Source organism: Achromobacter sp. 1011791174 (genome assembly GCF_059760925.1).
The window spans coordinates 1-19,771 of sequence record NZ_JCBANH010000036.1 but is presented as its reverse complement, the minus strand read 5'-3'; the positions used below and the strand labels follow the sequence as shown (position 1 = coordinate 19,771).

The following is a 19,771-nucleotide window of genomic DNA, read 5'->3' as shown; positions in this document are numbered from 1 at the left end:
CCTGGAAACCCTTTGAATATGCGGCTCTCCGGGCGATTCTCCGCACCGGGATCTGAACCAGGAACATGCCATCCTTTCGTTACGAAGCGACTGACGCGCTCGGAAAAATCGTGCGCGGCACGGTCGAGGCCGACACCGAGCGCGGCGCCCGCAACCAGCTGCGCGGCCGCGGCCTGCTGCCGCTGTCCACCGCCCCCGCCGCGCGCGCCGAGGGCCTGGGCGGCGCGCTGCGCGCGCGCCTGTCCGACGCCGACCTGGCCTGGCTGACGCGCCAGCTGGCCAGCCTGCTGGCCGCGCGCCTGCCGCTGGACGCGGCCCTCAGCGCCACGCTGGACCAGGCCGAGAAAAAGCACATCGCCACGGTGCTGCTGGGCGTGCGCGACGACGTGCGCGCCGGCCACAAGCTGTCGGCGGCGCTGGCCGCTAGGCCGCGCGACTTTCCCGAGATCTATCGCGCGCTGATCGGCGCCGGCGAGGAATCCGGCGACCTGGCGCAGGTGATGGAAAGGCTGGCCGACTACATCGAGGAACGCAACGCGCTGCGCGGCAAGGTGATGACAGCCTTCATCTATCCCGTCGTGGTGGCCTGCGTGTCGGTGATCATCGTGGTGTTCCTGCTGGGCTATGTGGTGCCGCAGGTGGTGTCGGCCTTCAGCCACGCCAAGCAGCAGCTGCCCATGCTGACCCGCGTGATGCTGGCGCTGTCGGACTATGTGCGCGAATGGGGCCTGGTCACCGGCGCCGCGCTGGTCGCCGCCTTCGCGCTGTGGCGCTACGCGCTGCGCGCGCCGGCGGCGCGCACCGCCTGGCACGCGCGCGTGCTGCGCCTGCCGCTGGTCGGGCGCTTCGTGCTGGGCGTGAACGCGGCGCGCTTCGCATCCACGCTGTCCATCCTGTGCGGCAGCGGCGTGGCGCTGTTGACCTCGCTGGAGGCCGCGCGCCGCACGCTGAGCAACGACGTGCTGCGCCAGGCCGTGGACGAGGCCTCGGCGCGCGTGCGCGAAGGCGCGCCGCTATCGACCGCGCTGGGCGCGCAGAAGGTATTCCCCAGCCTGCTGGTGCACCTGATCGGCAGCGGCGAGAAGACCGGCCAGCTGCCCGAGCTGCTGGGCCGTGGCGCGCGCAACCTGTCGCGCGACCTGGAGCGGCGCGCCATGGCCATGACCGCGCTGCTGGAGCCGGCCCTGATCCTGGTGATGGGCGGTTTCGTGCTGCTGATCGTGCTGGCGGTGATGATGCCGATCCTGGAGATGAACCAGCTGATCCGCTAGACGCCGCCCCATGGCCGGCATGGCGCTCCGCCCGGATGCCCTTCATGTCATCCAGGCAAGCCGGAAAAACAAAGGCCGCGCGACCCGATGGGCGGCGCGGCCTGAGCCGGACGACAGGAACGCGTCAGAGCGCTTCTTCGTCGGCTTCGCCGGTGCGGATGCGGATGGCCTGCTCGACCGGAGTGACGAAGATCTTGCCGTCGCCGATCTTGCCGGTGCGCGCGGCCTTGACCACGGCCTCGATGGCCTGCTCGACACGGTCGTCGGGCAGCACCACCTCGACGCGGATCTTGGGCAGGAAATCGACCACGTACTCGGCGCCGCGGTAAAGCTCGGTATGGCCCTTCTGGCGGCCGAAGCCCTTGACCTCGGTGACGGTCAGGCCGCTGACGCCGACCTCGGCCAGCGCTTCGCGAACTTCGTCGAGCTTGAAGGGTTTGATGATGGCGGTGACTTGTTTCACTTTGCTTGTCCTGGTTTTTCGATCTGCGTGGAAGGCCGGGCGCGGCCGGGGGGCGCTCGCGGCGCCTATTTGCCGATGGCTTCGCGGAATCCGTTGGTGACAGGATAACGCCAATCCCGGCCGAACGCGCGCGGCGTGATGCGCGGTCCGGGCGGCGCCTGGCGGCGCTTGTACTCATTGATGCGGATGAGGCGCACGACCTGCTCCACCGCCTCGGGCGGATAGCCGGCGGCGACGATCTCGCCGGCCGATTCGTTGTGTTCCATGTAGCGTTCCATGATGCCGTCCAGCACATCATAGGGCGGCAGGCTGTCCTGGTCGGTCTGGTCGGGACGCAGCTCGGCCGAGGGCGGCCGGGTGATGATGCGCTCGGGAATGACCTCGCCGTCGCGGTTGCGCCAGACGGCCAGGCGGTAGACCAGGGTCTTGGGCACGTCCTTGATGACGGCGAAGCCGCCGGCCATGTCGCCGTACAGCGTGCAATAGCCGGTGGTCATCTCGGACTTGTTGCCCGTGGTCAGCACCAGGCGGCCGGTCTTGTTGGACAGGGCCATCAGCAGCGTGCCGCGCACCCGCGCCTGGATGTTCTCTTCGGTGGCGTCCACCGGCAGGCCGGCGAACTGCCCGGCCAGCAGGCCCTCGAAGGCGTCCACGGCCGGGCCGATGGCGATGTCGTCATAGCGCACGCCCAGCCGCCGCGCCATGTCGGCGGCGTCGATCTGGGAAATGTCGGCGGTATAGCGCGTGGGCATCATGACGGCGCGCACATTGTCGGCGCCGATGGCGTCCACCGCCACGGCCAGCACCACGGCCGAATCGATGCCGCCGGACAGGCCGATGATGGCGCCGGGGAAACGGTTCTTGCCCAGGTAATCACGCACGCCCAGCACCAGCGCGTTCCAGACCTGCTCTTCCAGGCAGTACGGCACCACGTCGGCCTGCGCCGAGGCCGGCTTGACGCCGCCCTGGGCGTCGACCTCGACGAAATTCACGCCCTCGGCGAAATCGGGCAGGCGCGCCGCCGGCTCGCCGGCGGCGTCCAGCGCGAAGGACGCGCCATCGAACACCAGCTCGTCCTGGCCGCCCACCATGTTGGCGTAGATCAGCGCGTAGCGGTTCTCGCGGGCGCAGCGACGCGCCACTTCCAGCCGCTCTTCCTGCTTGCCGGTGTTGTACGGCGAGGCGTTGGGCACCAGCAGCACCTGGGCGCCGGCCTGGGCGGCGGCGCGCGGGGCTCGGTCGAACCAGATGTCCTCGCAGATGTTGACGCCGAAGCGCACGCCCTTGACGTTGAACACCAGCGCTTCGCCGTGAGCCGAGAAATAGCGCTGCTCGTCGAACACCGAATAGTTGGGCAGCTCGCGCTTGCAGTAGGTGCCCAGCACGCGGCCCTCGCACAGCACCGAAGCGGCGTTGTACAGGCGGCCCTGGCGCGCCTGGACGTGGCCCACCAGCACGTGAAGTCCGGCCAGCCCGGCCAGATCCTGCCGCAGGCGGTCCAGCACATCCTGCTGGGTCTGGACAAACAGCGGGCGCAGCAACAGGTCCTCGGGCGGGTAGCCGGTCAGGACCAGCTCGGGCGTGACCAGCACGTCGGCGCCTTCGGCATGCGCCTTGCGGGCGGCCTCCAGCACCTTGGCGGCATTGCCCGCCAGGTCCCCCACCAGGGCGTTGATCTGCGCAATTCCTACACGGGCGGCGCTCATGGACAGCGTTTCCAAATACGTGACAATCGATCGGAAAATTATCGCATGAGGCGGCCGGGGCTGGCGGCCGGGGCTAGCGTGGCAATTCCTGCCCCTGCGGCCCGACGCCGTCGCGGCCCATTTCCCGCATCGCGCTCTCGCGCAGGCGGCCGCCCATCTCGCCGATGTCGGCGCCGGACGGCTGCTGGTACAGGCGCATGCCCAGCTCGGGCAGGATGGCCAGCAGGTGGTCGAAGATGTCGCCCTGGATGCGCTCGTATTCCACCCAGGCGGTGACGGCGGTGAAGCAATAGACCTCGACCGGGATGCCGTCGGATTGCGGCTCCATCATGCGGACCATCATGGCCATGTCCTGCCGCACTTCCGGATTCTGCTTCAGGTAGGCCAGCGCATACACGCGGAAGGTGCCGATATTGGTCAGGCGGCGGCGGTTGGCCGGCACGGCGGCCTGCTCGCCCATGTGCTGGTTGGCCTGGGCGATGTCGCTGGTCTTGGCCTGCAGGTAGTCGCGCAGCAGCCGGAAACGCATCAGGCGCCCGGCTTCCTCGTCGGTCAGGAAACGCACGCTGGCGGCATCGATGCGCAGCGTGCGCTTGATGCGGCGCCCGCCCGACTCGAACATGTGGCGGTAATTGCGGTAGCTCTCGGAGAACAGCTTGTAGGTCGGCACCGTGGTGACGGTGTTGTCCCAGTTCTGCACCTTGACCGTGTGCAGGGCGATGTCCTTGACGAAGCCGTCGGCGTTGGACTGCGGCATCTCGATCCAGTCGCCGATGCGCAGCATGTCGTTGCTGGTGAGCTGGGTGCTGGCCACCAGCGACAGCAGCGTGTCCTTGAACACCAGCAGCAGCACGGCCGACAGCGCGCCCAGGCCGGAGATCATCCACAGCGGCGAACGGTCGATCAGGATCGAAAGCACCAAAACGGTGCATATGGCCATCAGCACCAATTTGCCGATCTGGATATAGCCCTTGATCGAACGCGTCTGCGCCCGCGTGGTGGCCGAATAGGTGTCCTGCCAGGCGCTCAGCACGCCGGACAGGGCCACGAACACGCAGATCCAGGCCCCGGCGTGCGCCAGCCGGCCGACGATCTCGGCGGCGCGGTCCACGTGCGGCACCAAGTCGATGCCCATCGACACCACGGCAAAGGGCACGGCGTACCACAGGTTCTGGTAGGCGCGGCGGCGCTGCAGCGCCTTGTCCCAGTCGTCATGGCCGGTCAGCACCAGCAGGCGGTGGGCCAGCAGCAGCACCACCCGCGCCACCACCCACTGCACGAACAGGGCGGTCAGCACCAGCACGCCGATGCCGATCAGGGTCTGCGCCCAGACTTCCTTCGGCAGCTGGGCGTCGATTTGGGTCACCAGGTCTTCCCAGTCCATGGGCATAGGGTTTCCACTCACTCAAACGGATCGAATCAAAGCCGAATTATCCGACACCCGCTCCCGTGCCGGGGTTCCTCGGACCGACACGGCCCGCCGGCGCCGCCCTGGCCCCCGCCGGAGACAGCGCCGCGCGCCGGCGTCCGGCCCGCGGACGCCCCCGGCAGGCCCTATAATCCCGCCCATCATGGCAAACACCCCCTCCCCCGACCAAAACCAGTTCGCCAACAAGGCGCAAGCCTGGTCCGCCCGGTTCTCGGAACCGGTTTCCGAACTCGTCAAACGCTACACCGCGTCCGTGGATTTCGATAAGCGCCTGGCGCGCCACGACATCCAGGGTTCGCTGGCCCACGCCGACATGCTGGCCGCCCAGGGCATCATCAGCGCCCAGGACCTGTCCGACATCCAGCGCGGCATGGCCCAGATCCGCGCCGAGATCGAGGCCGGCAGCTTCCAGTGGCTGCTTGACCTGGAAGACGTGCACCTGAACATCGAGAAGCGCCTGGTGGAGCTGGTGGGTGATGCGGGCAAGCGCCTGCACACCGGCCGTTCGCGCAACGATCAGGTCGCCACCGACATCCGCCTGTGGCTGCGCGAGGAAATCGACACCCTGATCGAGCTGCTGCGCCAGCTGCGCCGCGCCCTGGCCACGGTGGCGCTGGACAACGCCGGCACCATCATGCCCGGCTTCACCCACCTGCAGGTGGCCCAGCCCGTCACCTTCGGCCACCACCTGCTGGCCTACGCCGAGATGTTCGGCCGCGACGCCGAGCGCCTGGCCGACTGCCGCAAGCGCGTCAACCGCCTGCCGCTGGGCGCGGCCGCGCTGGCCGGCACGTCCTACCCCATCGACCGCGAGCGCGTGGCGCGCACGCTGGGCTTTGATGGCGTCTGCCGCAACTCGCTGGACGCCGTGTCCGACCGCGACTTCGCCATCGAATTCTGCGCCGCCGGCGCGCTGGTCATGACGCACGTCTCGCGCCTGTCCGAAGAACTGGTGCTGTGGATGAGCCCGCGCGTGGGCTTCATCGACCTGGCCGACCGCTTCTGCACCGGCAGCTCGATCATGCCGCAGAAGAAGAACCCCGACGTGCCCGAGCTGGCGCGCGGCAAGGCCGGCCGCGTCAACGGCAACCTGGTCGCCCTGCTGACCCTGATGAAGGGCCAGCCCCTGGCCTACAACAAGGACAACCAGGAAGACAAGGAAGGCCTGTTCGACACGGTGGACACGCTGCGCGACACGCTGACCATCTTCGCGGACATGGCCGGCGGCATCAAGGTCAAGGCCGACAACATGCGCGCCGCCGCGCTGCAGGGCTTCGCCACCGCCACCGACCTGGCCGACTACCTGGTCAAGCGCGGCCTGCCCTTCCGCGACGCCCATGAAGTGGTGGCCCACGCCGTGCGCGACTGCGAACAGCGCGGCTGCGACCTGGCCGACCTGACGCTGGCCGAGCTGCAGGCCTACAACGCCGGCATCGGCGAGGACGTGCATCAGGTGCTGACGCTGGAAGGCTCGGTCGCGGCCCGCAAGCACGTGGGCGGCACCGCCCCCGAGCGCGTCGCCGAGGAAGCCCGCCGCGTGCTGGCGGAGACGGCTGGCGAATAACACCCGCCGCGCATCCGCAGCGCCACGACATCGGCCCTGGACAATTCCAGGGCCGATTTCTTTTGTGCCCAAGCCCGCCGCCCCGCACGCCGTGGACCCCTTCGGGGATCAGGGGCATTGAGCGGCCCGCCCCCGCAGGCTCCTATACTCAAGCGTTTTTTTGCGCCGACGCTCCCGCCGCCACCTGGCTGCGGAACGTTCGCCGCAAGCCGGCTACCCCCGAAAGCGCGATCACGCCGTTTTCCCAGCCTTTGGCGTCGCGCCCGACAGGATCCCACTCCTTCCTCGACCCCGACGCCACATGCCGACCGCCGCCTCAGCCAGCGCACCCGCCCCCGCCGACGAAGAAGGCTTCGACATTCCCCGCCGGTATTTCGCGGCGGCGGCCATCCTGATCGGCGTGCTGATGTCGGCGCTGGACAGCTCCATCGTCAATATCGCGCTGCCCACCATCTCGGCCGATCTCGGCGTCAGCGCCGCCTCGGTCATCTGGGTGGCGAACGGCTACCAGGTGGCCAGCGCGGCGGCCATGCTGACCTGTGCCTCGCTCGGCTCCCGAATCGGCGAACGGCGCTTCTACACCGCCGGACTGGCGCTGTTCACGATCGCCTCGCTGGGCTGTGCGCTGGCGCCCAGCTTTCTTGTCCTGGTGGCGATGCGCATCCTCCAGGGCCTGAGCTACGCGGTGCTGATCAGCGTGGGCTACGGCATGTACCGGGTGATCTTCCCGGCGCGATCGCTGGGCACCATCTTCGGCGTGAACGCGCTGGTATTCGCGGTAGGCACGGCGCTGGGGCCGGCGCTGGGCGGACTGCTCGTGTCGTATGCCTCATGGCCCTGGCTGTTCTACATCAACCTCCCGCTCGGCATCGCGGCCATCGCCTTCTCGCTCATGGCGCTGGGCAAGGACACGCAGCGCGAACGCGGCTTCGACGTGCTCGGCGCCGCGACCTCGGCGGCGGCCTTCGGCCTGTTCGCGCTCGCCGTCGACCAGATCGGCCGCTGGAGCAACCGCAGCGTGCTGCTGCTCGCCGGCGCAGCGGCGGCGCTGGCGGTTGTGTTCGTCCGTAGCCAGACCCGCGCCCGCAGTCCGCTGCTGCCGCTGGACATCTTCACATCGCGCCGCTACAGCTTCGCGGTGCTGACCTCGGTCACCATGTTCGTCTCGCAAGGCATCGCGCTGGTGGCGCTGCCCTTCGTGCTGCAGGCCGCACACGGCTACAGTGTGCTGGAATCCGCGCTGGTGTTCACGCCCTGGCCCATCGCGGTGGCGCTGTGCGCGCCCATCGCCGGCCGGCTGGTGTACCGGCTGAACGCGACCCAGGTCTCCAGCGCCGGCGTCTTCATGTTCTGCCTGGGCCTGGGCTCGCTCATGCTGCTGCCGGAACACGCGACGATCACGGACCTGGTGTGGCGCATCGCGCTGTGCGGCATGGGCTACGGCTTCTTCCTGCCGCCGAACAACAAGGAAATGTTCGCCAACGCGGCGCGGAACCGCACCGGCACGGCCTCTGGCGTGCTGTCGACGGCCCGGACCACGGGCCAGTCCATCGGCGCGGCCCTGGTCGCCGTCGTGATCGCGCTGACGGGCGGCATCGGCGACGGCGCGGGCGCGTCGTTTGCCACATATGTGTTCGCCCTGGCCTGTGCGATCGCGGCGCTGTCGCTGGTCGCCAGCCTGGCGCGGGTGTATCGGCGGCGGGATGGGGCGCAATAGGCATCCCTCACTCGACCCTCACCCCCTCCCCCAACATTTCCAGCGTCGCGTCCACCTTCGGCAGCAGTTGCCGGCTGGTCTGCCAGACCAGTCGCAGCGGCAGGCCCGGCGCTTCCCAGCCGGGCAGCACCTGGACCAGGCGGCCGTCGCGCAGGGCGTCGCCGGCCAGCCAGGTCGCCAGCTGGGCGATGCCGCAGCCGGCGATCACGGCGTCGAGCTGGGCCTCGGCATCGCCCAGCGTGATCGCGCCTTCGATCGGCATGCTGCCCATGGCGGCGGCCAGGCCGGCGGGCGGCATTTCGCCCAGCGGCACGCGCCAGGCGGCCGCGCCATCGGCTCGTGCGTACGCCACGGCATCATGGCGCGAAAGTTCGTCCACGTCCTTCGGCGCGCCACGGCGGTCCAGGTAGTCCGGCGCGGCGCAGAACACCAGCCGTTCCACGCCCAGCTGGCGATGGCTCAGGCCCGGCATGCGCCGGTCGGGGCCGCCGATCCGCACGGCCAGGTCGATGCCCTCTTCCGCCAGGTCCACGAAACGGTCGGTGAACGTGACGCGCGGCTGCAGCCGTGGATGGCGGCGCGCGAATTGCAGCAGCAGGGGCAGGACCTTGCGCTTGCCGAAGGTGGCGGGCAGGTCCACGCGCAGGCAGCCCGCCGGCTCCTGCCGCTGCGCGGCCAGCGCCGCCTCGGCTTCCTGCAGCTCGTCCAGCACCCGCACGCAGGTCCGATGAAAGGCCGCGCCCGCATCCGTCAGCGCCAGCCGCCGGGTGCTGCGCTCGAACAGCCGCGCGCCCACCCGATCCTCCAGCCGCGCCACGCTCTTGCCGACGGCCGACGCGCTCAGGCTGAGGCGGTCGGCGGCGGCGGTGAAGCTGCCGGCGTCGGCGACGCAGACGAAAACCTCGATGCCTTTCAGGCGTTCAGACGGGATCATTCCAGGCGCTCCAAGGGGTCGTGCTTACCCCGATACAGGAATTAAATTCCTAAATCTAAGGAATATATACCTTGGATAGGATTTTCATTCTTCAATATCGTTCAGGGCTGGATACACGCAACCCATCTGCCCCATGCCACACCCGATTTCCCCCGCCACGCCGGCCACGGCTTCCGGCCCGGCCATCATCATCCTGGCCCTCGCCGCCTTCGTCATCGTCTCCACCGAATTCCTGATCGTCGGCCTGATCCCGGCGCTGGCGCGCGATTTCGGCGTGTCGGTCCCGCAGGCCGGGCAACTGGTCGCGCTGTTCGCCTTCACGGTCATGCTGGCCGGCCCGCCGCTCACGGCCGCGCTGGCGCACGTGGAACGCAAGCGCCTGTTCGTCGCCATCCTGCTGGTCTTCGCCGGCGCCAATGCGCTGGCCGCGCTGGCGCCGAACCTGTGGGTGCTGGCGCTGGCGCGCTTCATTCCTGCGCTGGCGTTGCCGGTGTTCTGGGGCACGGCCAGCGAGGCCGCCGCGCGCATGGCCGGGCCGCTGCGCGCGGGCCAGGCCGTGTCGCGCGTCTACCTGGGCATCTCCGCCGCCCTGCTGTTCGGCATCCCGATCGGCACGCTGGCGGCGGCCGCCATCGGCTGGCGCGCCAGCTTCTGGGGGCTGGCGGCGCTGTCGTTGCTGCTGGCCGCGCTGATGGCGCGCCACATGCCGGCGCTGAGCCAGTCCGCCAGGACGCCCCTGCGCGACCAGGCCCGCATCCTGAAAGATCCTCTGCTGCTGGCCCATATCGGCCTGTCGGTGGCGGTGTTCACCGCCATGTTCACCGCCTACACCTACCTGGCCGACATCCTGGAGCGGCTGGCCGGCGTGGCGCCAGCGCAGGTCGGCTGGTGGCTGATGGGCTTCGGCGCGGTCGGCCTGATCGGCAACGCGTTGGGCGGCAAGGCAGTGGACCGGCATCCGCTGCGCGCCACGCTGGCCTTCACGCTGCTGCTGGGCCTGGGCACGCTGGCCAGCATGCCGCTGGCCGCAAGCCTGGGCGGCCTGCTGCCGGCGCTGGCGGCCTGGAGCATCGCCAACACCGCGCTCTATCCCATCTGCCAGGTGCGCGTGATGCAGGCCGCGCCGCAGGCCCAGGCGCTGGCCGGCACGCTCAACGTGTCCGCTGCGAACGCCGGCATCGCGCTGGGCGCGGCGCTGGGCGGGCTGGCGATTCCGCGCTGGGGCCTGGACAGCGTGGGCTACGCGGCGGCGGCCGTGGCACTGCTGGCGGCGCTGATGATCGCGCCCATCGCGCGGTTGCGGCCGGCGCGTCCTGCCTGAATGGACCGCCGCGACCAGCCCGCCGCCGTCCGGGCCTGCCCGGCGGCGTCCGCGCGCGGCGTCGCCGAGTCCTTTATGATCCCGCCATTCCAGCATTCTCAATGGCATCCATGGATTCCTTCCGCGCCTTGTCCCGCCGCATCGGCCCGAGCCTGCGCCTTGCCCCCCTGGTCGCGCTGTGCGCGCTGTCGCTGGCCGCCAGCCACGACGCATCCGCACAGACGGCACGCAAGCCCTCGCCCTACGAAATGCGCCTGGAAGGACCGCCCATCGAGTCCGGCCCGGACGACCCCAAGGCGCCGGCCTACCTGGACCGCGTCGGCAGCCGCGAGGACTTCATGCGCCTGGCGCGCGTCTACAACCCCGGCACGCCGCTGGAGATGCCACACCTGATCTTCGTGATCGACCGGCGCCAGGCCAACCGCATCTACTACATCAACACGCCGCGCTACGTGCTGCACGAGCAGTTCGCCCGCCGCGAGGGCCTGGCGCCCAAGCTGGACAAGGCCACGCTGATCTCGCAGTACAAGGATCCCAAGCGCCGCTTCCTGTTCGGCACGCTGAGCTGGCAGCGCGACCTGCCCGGCTATACCTACGAATTCTGGGAGGGCGACCGGCTCACGCCCGAGCTGCTCAAGCAGACCGATGACGTGGTGCGCGCCTCGTTCTATGAAGCGCCGCGCTTCAAGGCCAACTCCACGCTGCACGAACAGACCGCCGAACGCGCCGGCCTGGCCTTCGTGACCCAGGAGGCCCTGCTGCGCGAGCAGCCCTTCCTGCCGCTGAACACCGGCCGCGCCCAGGGCCGGCTGCGCATCATCAAGTCGGTGGAGCAGACCGGCGACCTGTCGCCCCAGGACATCCTGGTGCTGGACGAGGTGCCGGTCTGGCTGCCGCCGGTGGCAGGGCTGGTGACGCAGCGCCCGTCCACGCTGCTGTCGCACGTCAACCTGCTGGCCAAGGGCTGGGGCATCCCCAACGCCTATGTGCGCGATGCGCAGGCGGCGCTGCGCCAATACGACGGCCAGTGGGTGGAGCTGAATGTGAACGCGCAGGACTACCGGGTGCAGCCAATGGCCCGCCCCGACGTCGTCCCCCACGTCACGCCGCCCAAGCAGGCCGCGCGCAAGCTGCCCAAGCCGGACCTGTCGGTGACCGCGCTGAAACCGCTGTCCGCCCTGAAAGCCCGCGACAGCCGCTACTGTGGTGTCAAGGCCGCCAATCTGGGCGCGCTCAAGTCCGCCCTGCCGCCCGCCGCCCGCGTGCCGGACGGCTTCTGCGTGCCCTTCTCGCAATACGAGGCCTTCATGCGACGCCTGCAGGTGGCGCAGAAGATCGCGGCGCTGGAACAGCGCCACGATTTCCAGACCGACGCCAACGCGCGACGCGAAGCCTTGGCGGCGCTGCGGGCCGAGATCGCCGGCGCCGAGCCGGACGCGGCGCTGGCGCAATCCTGGCTGGCGCAGTGGAACAGCCAGCTCAAGGGTCAGGGCGTGTTCGTGCGCAGCTCGTCGAATTCGGAAGACCTGCCCGGCTTCAGCGGCGCGGGCCTGTACACCACGGTGCCCAACGTGACCCAGGCCGAGGCGCTGGCGCGCGCGGTGCAGACCGTATGGGCCTCGGTTTACAACTTCGAGGCCTATGAGGCGCGCCGCGCGGCCGGGCTGGGCCAGGACGCCGTGGCGATGGCGGTGCTGGTGCAGCTGGCGGCGCCATCGGACAGCTCGGGCGTGATGATCACGCGCGATCCCTTCGACGCCGGCCGGCGGCACGTGACCTACATCTCGGCCAAGCGCGGCCTGGGCATCAAGGTGGTGGAAGGCAAGCGCCAGGCCGAGCAGGTGATGTATTCGAGCTGGTCCAAGGCGGTGCAGGTGCTGAGCCGCTCGGCCGAGGACACGCAGCTGGTGCCCGACGCCGCCGGCGGCGTGCGCGAGGTGCCGCTGCAAGGCTCGCGCCAGGTACTGACGGATGCCTTGATCGCGCGGCTCGCTACCGTGGGCCGCCAGGTCAAGCAGGCGCTGGGCGGCGCGGACCAGGACATCGAATGGGCCGTGGTCGGCGACGAACTCATCATCCTGCAGTCGCGCCCCTACGTGGACGGCTCGGCCCGCAAATGAATATGGCCCGGGACGGCCTGACGCCGTCCCGGGCCATATGGGCAGTGCAATGCGCTAGATGTGCAGCGCGTGGCCCAGCGCCTTGAGCGCCGCTTCCTGCACCGCCTCGCCCAGCGTGGGATGGGCGTGGATGGTGCCGGCGACGTCTTCCAGCGTGGCGCCCATCTCCAGCGACTGCGAGAACGCAGCCGCCAGTTCCGATACGCCGCGCCCGACCGCCTGCCAGCCCAGCACCAGGTGATTGTCGCGCCGCGCGACCACCCGCACGAAGCCGTCGGTGGACTCCAGCGTCATGGCGCGGCCGTTGGCGGCGAAGGGGAAAGACGCCACCAGGCAATCCAGCCCCGCCGCCTCGGCCTCGGCCGGCGACAGGCCCGCCGTCACCACTTCCGGATCGGTGAAGCAGACCGCCGGAATCGCGGCCGGCTGGAAGTGGCGGCGCTTGCCCGCCACCAGCTCGGCCACCATCTCGCCCTGCGCCATGGCGCGGTGCGCCAGCATGGGTTCGCCAGCCAGGTCGCCGATGGCCCAGACGTCGCGCATCGAGGTGCGGCACTGGTCGTCGATCAGCAGCGCATTGCCCTTGCGGTCCAGTTGCAGGCCTTCCAGCCCCCAGCCTTGCGTGCGCGGGCGGCGTCCCACCGCGATCAGCACGCGGTCGGCGGCCAGCTGCGTCTCGGCGCCGGCGGCATCCTGCAGCCGCACGGCATTGCCTTCGGCGTTCAGACCCAGCACCTTGCGACCCAGGTGCAGCTCGATGCCCATGCGCGCCAGCGCCGCCGCCACCGGCTTGGTCAGCTCGGCGTCGTAGGTGGGCAGGATGCGGTCCTGCGCTTCCACCACGGCCACCTCCGCGCCCAGCTTGCGGTACACGGTGCCCAGCTCCAGGCCGATATAGCCGCCGCCGACCACCACCAGCTTCTTCGGGATGCTGTCGGGCGACAGCGCCTCGGTGGACGAGACCACGATGCCGCCGAACGGCACCGAGGGCAGCGGCGTGGGCTCGGAGCCGGCGGCCAGCAGCAGGTTCCCGCACTGGATGCGCAGGCGGCCACCGTCGGCGGTCGCCACCTCGACGGTCTTGCCGTCCAGCAGCGTGGCCCAGCCGCGCACCACTTCGACGCCGTTCTTCTTCAGCAGCGCGCCCACGCCGCTGGTGAGCCTGGAGACGATGCCGTCCTTCCAGACGACGGTGCGCGCGATGTCGATGGACGGCGCCTGCACCGAGATGCCCAGCGCCGACTCGCCGGCGTAGTGGCGCGCCTTGTCGAATTCCTCGGCCGCGTGAATCAGCGCCTTGGACGGGATGCAGCCGATGTTCAGGCAGGTGCCGCCCAGCCGGTCGCCTTCGACCAGGATGGTGGGCACGCCCAGCTGACCGGCGCGGATGGCGGCCACGTAACCGCCCGGGCCGCCGCCGATCACCAGCAGGCCCGTTGTTTTTGTGATCTGGCTCATGCTTACTCCACGAAAAGCAGCGCGGGTTGTTCAAGCAGCGCGCGCACCGCCTGGATGAAGCGCGCCGCGTCCATGCCGTCGACCACGCGGTGATCGAACGAGGACGACAGGTTCATCAGCTTGCGCGCCACCACGGCGCCGTTGCGGATGGCCGGCCGCTCGACGATGCGGTTCACGCCCACGATGCCCACCTCGGGATGGTTGATCACCGGCGTGGTGACGATGCCGCCCAGCGGCCCCAGGCTGGTGATGGTGATGGTCGAGCCGGACAGCTCGTCGCGGCTGGCAGCGCCGGTGCGCACGGCCTCGGCCAGGCGGATGATCTCGGCCGCCATGGACCAGAGATCGCGCGCCTCCGCGTGGCGCATCACCGGCACCATCAGTCCGCCGTCGCTTTGCGTGGCGATGCCGATGTGGACCGCGCCGTAGCGCGTGACCACGCCGGCCTCGTCGTCGTAGCGCGCATTGATCTGCGGGAAATCGCGCAGCGCCACCACCATGGCGCGGGCCAGCAGCGGCAGCAGCGTGAGCTTGCCGCGCGTGGCGCCCCACTTCTGGTTGAGGCTGGCGCGCAGCTCTTCCAGCTCGGTCACGTCGATTTCCTCGACGTAGCTGAAGTGCGGAATGCGGCGCTTGGACTCGGCCATTTTCTGCGCGATCTTCCTGCGCAGCCCGATCACCGGCACGTTTTCCTCGTCGTTGCGCTCGGCATAGGCCACGCCGCCACGGGCCTGGCCCGCCGCGCCCTGTCCTTGCAGATAGGCGTCCAGATCCTCGTGCAGGATGCGGCCGGCCGGGCCGCTGCCGTGCACATAGCGCAGCTCGATGCCCAGGTCCCAGGCGCGCTTGCGCACGGCGGGCGAGGCCAGCGGCTTCTCGCCAGGCTGGCGCGCGACAGCGGCGGGCGCTTGCCGCGCGGGCTTGGACGGCGCCGGCGCGGCGGCCTTGGCGGGCGCAGCCGCCACAGCCGCGGCAGGCTTGGGCGCATCGACGGGCGCTTGCGGCGCGGCGGCAGGCGCGGCTGCGGCAGCGGCCGGCGCCTTGGCCGGCGGCGCGTCCGCGCCCGGCTTGAGGTTGCCCTCGCCTTCGACTTCCAGGCGGATCAGTTCACCGCCCACGGCCATGACCTGGCCCACTTCGCCGCCCAGCGCGACCACGCGGCCGACCACCGGCGCGGGAATCTCGACCGTGGCCTTGTCCGTCATGACGTCGGCCAGCGGCTGGTCCTCGGCGACCATGTCGCCGACCTTCACATGCCAGGCGACCAGTTCGACTTCCGCGATGCCTTCGCCGATGTCGGGCATCTTGATGACATGAATACCCATTCTCTCAACCCTCCATCGCGCGCTTGAACGCTTCGCCAACCCGGCGCGGGCCGGGGAAGTACGCCCATTCCTGCGCGTGCGGATACGGCGTATCCCAGCCGGTCACGCGCTCCACGGGCGCCTCCAGGTGATGGAAGCAGTGTTCCTGCACCAGCGCGATCAGCTCGGCGCCGAAGCCGCAGGTGCGCGTGGCTTCATGCACCACCACGCAGCGGCCGGTCTTCTTGACCGAGTTGACGATGGTGTCCAGATCCAGCGGCCACAGGCTGCGCAGGTCGATGACCTCGGCGTCGATGCCGGTTTCCTCGGCCGCGGTCAGCGACACGTGCACCGTGGTGCCGTAGGTCAGCACGGTCAGCGCGTTGCCGGGCCGCACGATGGCGGCCGAATCCAGCGGCACGGTGTAGTAGCCGGTGGGCACCACGCTGCCCGGCCGTCCGGTCCAGGGCGTGACGGGCCGGTCGTGATGGCCGTCGAAGGGGCCGTTGTACAGGCGCTTGGGTTCCAGGAAGATCACCGGATCATCGTTCTCGATGGCGGCGATCAGCAGGCCCTTGGCGTCGTAGGGGTTGGACGGCATGACCGTGCGCAGGCCGCAGACCTGCGTGAACATGGCCTCGGGGCTCTGGCTGTGGGTCTGACCGCCGTAGATGCCGCCGCCGCAGGGCATGCGGATCGTCATCGGCGCGATGAACTCGTTGACCGAGCGGTAGCGCAGGCGCGCCGCCTCGGACACGATCTGGTCGGAAGCCGGATAGAAATAGTCGGCGAACTGGATCTCGCACACCGGCCGCAGGCCGTAGGCGCCCATGCCCACCGCCACGCCGACGATGCCGCCCTCGGAGATCGGCGTGTCGAACACGCGCGAGCTGCCGTACTTGGTCTGCAGGCCTTCGGTGCAGCGGAACACGCCGCCGAAATAGCCCACGTCCTGGCCGAACACCACCACGTTGTTGTCGCGCTCCAGCATCACATCCATGGCCGAGCGCAAAGCCTGGATCATGGTCATCGACGCGGACGCCGGACCGATATTGTTGTCGCTTGCCATGATCAGACTCCGAGCTGCTGGCGCTGCCGGCGCAGGTGCTCCGGCATGTCCTTGTACACGTCTTCGAAAATGCTGGCGGCGCTGGGGACGTGGCCGTCCACCAGGGTGCCGTAGCTTTCCGCTTCCTTTTGCGCGGCCAGGATCTCGGCGTCGAGTTCGGCGCGCACGGCTTCGTGCTCGGCTTCGGACCAGATGCCGCGCAGGATCAGGTGCTTCTTGAAGCGTTCGATCGGATCGCCCAGCGGGAAGTGGTTCCAGTCGTCGCCCGGACGGTACTTGGAAGGATCATCGGAGGTGGAGTGCGGGCCGGCGCGGTAGGTCACCCATTCGATCAGGGTCGGTCCCAGGTTGCGGCGGGCGCGCTCGGCGGCCCAGCGCGAGGCCGCGTACACGGCCAGGAAATCGTTGCCGTCCACGCGCAGCGAGGCGATGCCGCAGCCCACGCCACGACCGGCGAAGGTGGCGCCCTCGCCCCCGGCGATGGCCTGGAACGTGGAGATGGCCCACTGGTTGTTGACCACGTTCAGGATCACCGGCGCGCGGTACACGTGGGCAAAGGTCAGCGCGGTGTGGAAGTCGGCCTCGGCGGTGGCGCCGTCGCCGATCCAGCCGGAGGCGATGCGCGTGTCGCCCTTGATGGCCGAGGCCATGCCCCAGCCCACCGCCTGGATGAACTGCGTGGCCAGGTTGCCCGAGATGCTGAAGAAGCCATTCGCGCGGTCGGAGTACATGACCGGCAGCTGGCGGCCCTTGAGCGGGTCGCGCTCGTTGGACATGAGCTGGCACATCATGGTGACCAGCGAGACCTCGCGCGCCAGCAGGATGCTCTGCTGCCGGTAGGTCGGGAAACACATGTCGCCCTGTTCCAGCGCCAGCGCGTGGGCCGACCCGATGGCCTCCTCGCCCAGGCTCTGCATGTAGAAGGAGATCTTCTTCTTGCGCTGCGCGGTCAGCATGCGACCGTCGAAGATGCGCGTCTTCAGCATGGTCCGCATGCCGGCGCGCAGCAACTCGTCGCTGATGTCCGGCGCCCACGGGCCAACGGCCTGGCCGTCCTCGTCGATCACGCGGATCAGGCTGTAGGCCAGATTGCCGGTGTCGATCGCGGCGACATCAATGGGGGGTTTGGGAACCTCGCCGGCGGGCGAGACGCGCAGATAGGAAAAGTCTGTCTTGCAACCCGGACGCCCTGTGGGCTCGGGGACGTGCAACTTCAACGGCCCGTACTGGCTCATAAATTGTCTCCACGCTTGATCGTGTCATGCGCATTCTTCTTCACAAGACAAGGCCCGAGTGGGTAGTCGCGGGCCTTGCCATCGCTGGCCATCGCGCGCGATTGGAGCGCGTGGCCGCCGGCCAGAGTAACACGGGCCAGGGGCCGGCGACGAGCCTTGAGCGCGGACGCGGTCCGGCGCCTTGTCTTGCCTGCGCGGGCCTTGGCGCGCCTTGCCCGCGCGCCGCCAGGCCGCGCCGGCATTGGCTATGCGCCGCGCGCATGCCTGCCGTTGCGAATCCGGCGGACATGAAAAAACCCGGCCTGAGCCGGGTCTTGTCGTATCGCGCCGCGTGGCGTCCGCGCTGACGCGCGGCGTCCGATCAGACGGGACCGTTCCACTCCGTGACGAATTCACGGAAGTCCGGACGCGTCGCCTGCGGCACCGCGCAGGCCGGCGTGCCCACCGCCAGATAGCCCAGGAAACGGTAGTCCAGCGAGTCCAGGCCCAGCGCGTTCTGCACGTCCTCGACATAGGTGCCCATGCCGGTGCTCCAGAACGCGCCATAACCCAGCATATGGACGGCGTTCAGCAGGTTCATGGCGGCGGCGCCGGTGGCCAGCAGCTGTTCCTGTTCTGGGATCTTGGTGTTGTCGTGCGCGATCTTCTGCGCCACGGCGATGAACAGCGGCACGGCGGCCATCCATTCGCGCACGGACTTTTCCTTTTCGGGCGTCATGCGCGGATCGCCGCTGCGCTTGACCGCGCCGATGGCCACGTCGGCCAGCTTGCCGATGGCCTCGCCACGGATCAGCACGAAGCGCCAGGGACGCAGCGCGCCGTGGTCGGGCGCCGACATCGCCGCCTGCAGGATCTGTTCCAGTTCGTCCTGCTTGGGCGCCGGGGCGCGCAGGAATTTGACGGAGCGGCGGGAAGTCAGGGCGTGCAAGGGGGAGGCGGTCTGGGTAGTCGTCATGGCGTCTGCGAAATCTGGAATTCCCTTGGCGCCGGCCTGGGACGGGACGACGCCAAATGGGAAAGAATCATATTCTCATATGTTACGCGATCCCCGCATCCAAGGGCGCTATCCCCCGGCGGGCATCAAGGGAATCCGCGCGGCCGCCCAAGGACAGTCCGGGAAATCCTGGCATTGTGCCGGGCGCGCGGCGGGAATGGACCGTCAGCCCAGGTGCGTGTGCCGCTCCTGCCGCTCCTCGACCTGCATCTCGCTCAAGCCATGCAGAATGCCGCAGTCCTCGGCGTCGGGCCGCGCCGACAGGCAGCGCTGGCGCAGTTCCGTCAGCTGGGTCTTGAGCTGGGTCAGCTCGGCGATGCGCTCGTCCACGTGCGAGATGTGCTCGTCGAACAGCTCGTTGATCGGGCCGCAGCCGCCATTCTGATGATTGTCCGCCAGGGACAGGATGGCGCGGATCTCTTCCTGCGTCATGTCCAGCGCCCGGCAATTGCGGATCAGTCGCAGGCGCTCCAGTTGCAGCGGCCCGTAGCTGCGGTAATTGTTCAGCCCGCGCTCGGGCGCCGGCAGCAGGCCTTCCTTCTCGTAGTACCTGATGGTCTCGACCGTGGTGCCGGTCGCCGTGGCCAGTTCACCAATACGCATTTCCGCCTCCTGGATCGCATCCGATTGATGTAAGGGGGTTGACCCTATAGTAACTCCAAGGTGTCGAATAGGGTCACTGAGCATATTTCGAGGCGTGACGCGATGTCTTTAGCACCGATCAAACAAGAGCCACATCCCCGGTCCGGCCACGACCATGACCATGACCATGACCATGACCATGACCATAGCCATGATCACGCGCATGGCCACGATCACGCACATGGCGACCACAGCCATGACCATGACCACGACCACGACCATCAACATGTTCACGCCCAGGACAGCTGCTGCGCCCACGGCGCCGCCGTCCCGCTGACCGCTGCGACAGCCGCCGCCTCGACGCTGCAGGCCGGTCCCGGCCAGTTGCTGGCGCGCCTGCGCATCGGCCAGATGGACTGCCCGACGGAAGAAACCCTGATCCGCAAGAAGCTCGGCGGCCTGGACGGCGTGCATGCGCTGGACTTCAACCTGATGCAGCGCGTGCTGACGGTGGTGCACGCCGACGGCGCGCTGGACCGCATCACGGCCGCCATCAAGTCGCTGGGCATGACGCCCGAGCCGCTGGCCGAGAACGCGCCGCGCC

The 19,771-nt window shown here is 69.2% G+C and carries 16 protein-coding genes; 6 read left to right on the top strand and 10 right to left on the bottom strand.

The window, feature by feature from the left end; all coding sequences use genetic code 11:
* Positions 1-65: 65 nt before the first annotated feature.
* Entirely contained in the window at positions 66-1,271 is a 1,206-nt protein-coding gene (gene gspF, locus AC6LJ5_RS14555; RefSeq protein ID WP_498140826.1) for a type II secretion system inner membrane protein GspF, read from the top strand.
* A gap of 124 nt (positions 1,272-1,395) precedes the next feature.
* Here the strand turns inward: gspF and AC6LJ5_RS14550 are convergent, their stop codons facing one another.
* From AC6LJ5_RS14550 to AC6LJ5_RS14540, 3 genes are all read right to left on the bottom strand, one after another.
* On the bottom strand, positions 1,396-1,734 hold the full coding sequence (locus tag AC6LJ5_RS14550) for a P-II family nitrogen regulator (RefSeq protein WP_103273941.1): 339 nt from the start codon (positions 1,732-1,734) through the stop codon (positions 1,396-1,398).
* Positions 1,735-1,799: 65 nt separating this feature from the next.
* Positions 1,800-3,440, bottom strand: a complete 1,641-nt coding sequence (locus AC6LJ5_RS14545) for an NAD+ synthase (RefSeq protein WP_498140825.1) — start codon at positions 3,438-3,440, stop codon at positions 1,800-1,802.
* Positions 3,441-3,513: 73 nt separating this feature from the next.
* The gene (locus tag AC6LJ5_RS14540; RefSeq protein WP_498140847.1) at positions 3,514-4,824 is read right to left on the bottom strand and encodes a mechanosensitive ion channel family protein; all 1,311 of its coding nucleotides are present in this window, start codon (positions 4,822-4,824) and stop codon (positions 3,514-3,516) included.
* 187 nt (positions 4,825-5,011) lie between these two features.
* On the opposite strand from AC6LJ5_RS14540, the gene argH reads away from it, so the two are divergent.
* Positions 5,012-6,433: an argininosuccinate lyase gene (gene argH / locus AC6LJ5_RS14535; RefSeq protein WP_103273938.1), complete on the top strand. Its 1,422-nt coding sequence runs from the start codon at positions 5,012-5,014 to the stop codon at positions 6,431-6,433.
* A gap of 301 nt (positions 6,434-6,734) precedes the next feature.
* Positions 6,735-8,150, top strand: coding sequence for an MFS transporter (locus AC6LJ5_RS14530; protein WP_392409553.1), 1,416 nt, complete (start codon positions 6,735-6,737; stop codon positions 8,148-8,150).
* A 7-nt stretch (positions 8,151-8,157) separates the two neighbouring features.
* Here the strand turns inward: AC6LJ5_RS14530 and AC6LJ5_RS14525 are convergent, their stop codons facing one another.
* Positions 8,158-9,084, bottom strand: coding sequence for a LysR family transcriptional regulator (locus AC6LJ5_RS14525; RefSeq protein WP_103273936.1), 927 nt, complete (start codon positions 9,082-9,084; stop codon positions 8,158-8,160).
* 133 nt (positions 9,085-9,217) lie between these two features.
* Here AC6LJ5_RS14525 and AC6LJ5_RS14520 point away from each other — a divergent pair, with 133 nt between their 5' ends.
* Positions 9,218-10,405: an MFS transporter gene (locus AC6LJ5_RS14520; RefSeq protein WP_103273935.1), complete on the top strand. Its 1,188-nt coding sequence runs from the start codon at positions 9,218-9,220 to the stop codon at positions 10,403-10,405.
* A gap of 110 nt (positions 10,406-10,515) precedes the next feature.
* A complete protein-coding gene (locus AC6LJ5_RS14515; protein WP_498140846.1) occupies positions 10,516-12,525 on the top strand; it encodes a PEP/pyruvate-binding domain-containing protein in 2,010 nt (669 codons plus the stop codon).
* Positions 12,526-12,579: 54 nt separating this feature from the next.
* On the opposite strand, the gene lpdA is transcribed toward AC6LJ5_RS14515, so the two are convergent.
* The 6 genes from lpdA to cadR all read right to left on the bottom strand — a co-directional run bounded on the left by lpdA (position 12,580) and on the right by cadR (position 19,188).
* Positions 12,580-13,983, bottom strand: a complete 1,404-nt coding sequence (gene lpdA, locus AC6LJ5_RS14510; RefSeq protein ID WP_498140824.1) for a dihydrolipoyl dehydrogenase — start codon at positions 13,981-13,983, stop codon at positions 12,580-12,582.
* A gap of 2 nt (positions 13,984-13,985) precedes the next feature.
* On the bottom strand, positions 13,986-15,308 hold the full coding sequence (locus AC6LJ5_RS14505) for a dihydrolipoamide acetyltransferase family protein (RefSeq protein WP_103273932.1): 1,323 nt from the start codon (positions 15,306-15,308) through the stop codon (positions 13,986-13,988).
* Positions 15,309-15,312: 4 nt separating this feature from the next.
* Positions 15,313-16,356, bottom strand: a complete 1,044-nt coding sequence (locus AC6LJ5_RS14500; RefSeq protein WP_103273931.1) for an alpha-ketoacid dehydrogenase subunit beta — start codon at positions 16,354-16,356, stop codon at positions 15,313-15,315.
* A gap of 2 nt (positions 16,357-16,358) precedes the next feature.
* Positions 16,359-17,591 (bottom strand): 3-methyl-2-oxobutanoate dehydrogenase (2-methylpropanoyl-transferring) subunit alpha, encoded by a 1,233-nt coding sequence (locus tag AC6LJ5_RS14495; RefSeq protein WP_392409549.1) that lies wholly within the window; start codon positions 17,589-17,591, stop codon positions 16,359-16,361.
* Positions 17,592-17,952: 361 nt separating this feature from the next.
* Positions 17,953-18,546: a nitroreductase family protein gene (locus tag AC6LJ5_RS14490; protein ID WP_498140823.1), complete on the bottom strand. Its 594-nt coding sequence runs from the start codon at positions 18,544-18,546 to the stop codon at positions 17,953-17,955.
* A gap of 204 nt (positions 18,547-18,750) precedes the next feature.
* A complete protein-coding gene (gene cadR, locus AC6LJ5_RS14485) occupies positions 18,751-19,188 on the bottom strand; it encodes a Cd(II)/Pb(II)-responsive transcriptional regulator (protein ID WP_103273920.1) in 438 nt (145 codons plus the stop codon).
* A gap of 102 nt (positions 19,189-19,290) precedes the next feature.
* On the opposite strand from cadR, the gene AC6LJ5_RS14480 reads away from it, so the two are divergent.
* The coding region (locus tag AC6LJ5_RS14480) for a cation transporter (protein ID WP_498140822.1) at positions 19,291-19,771 on the top strand (481 nt) is incomplete at its 3' end.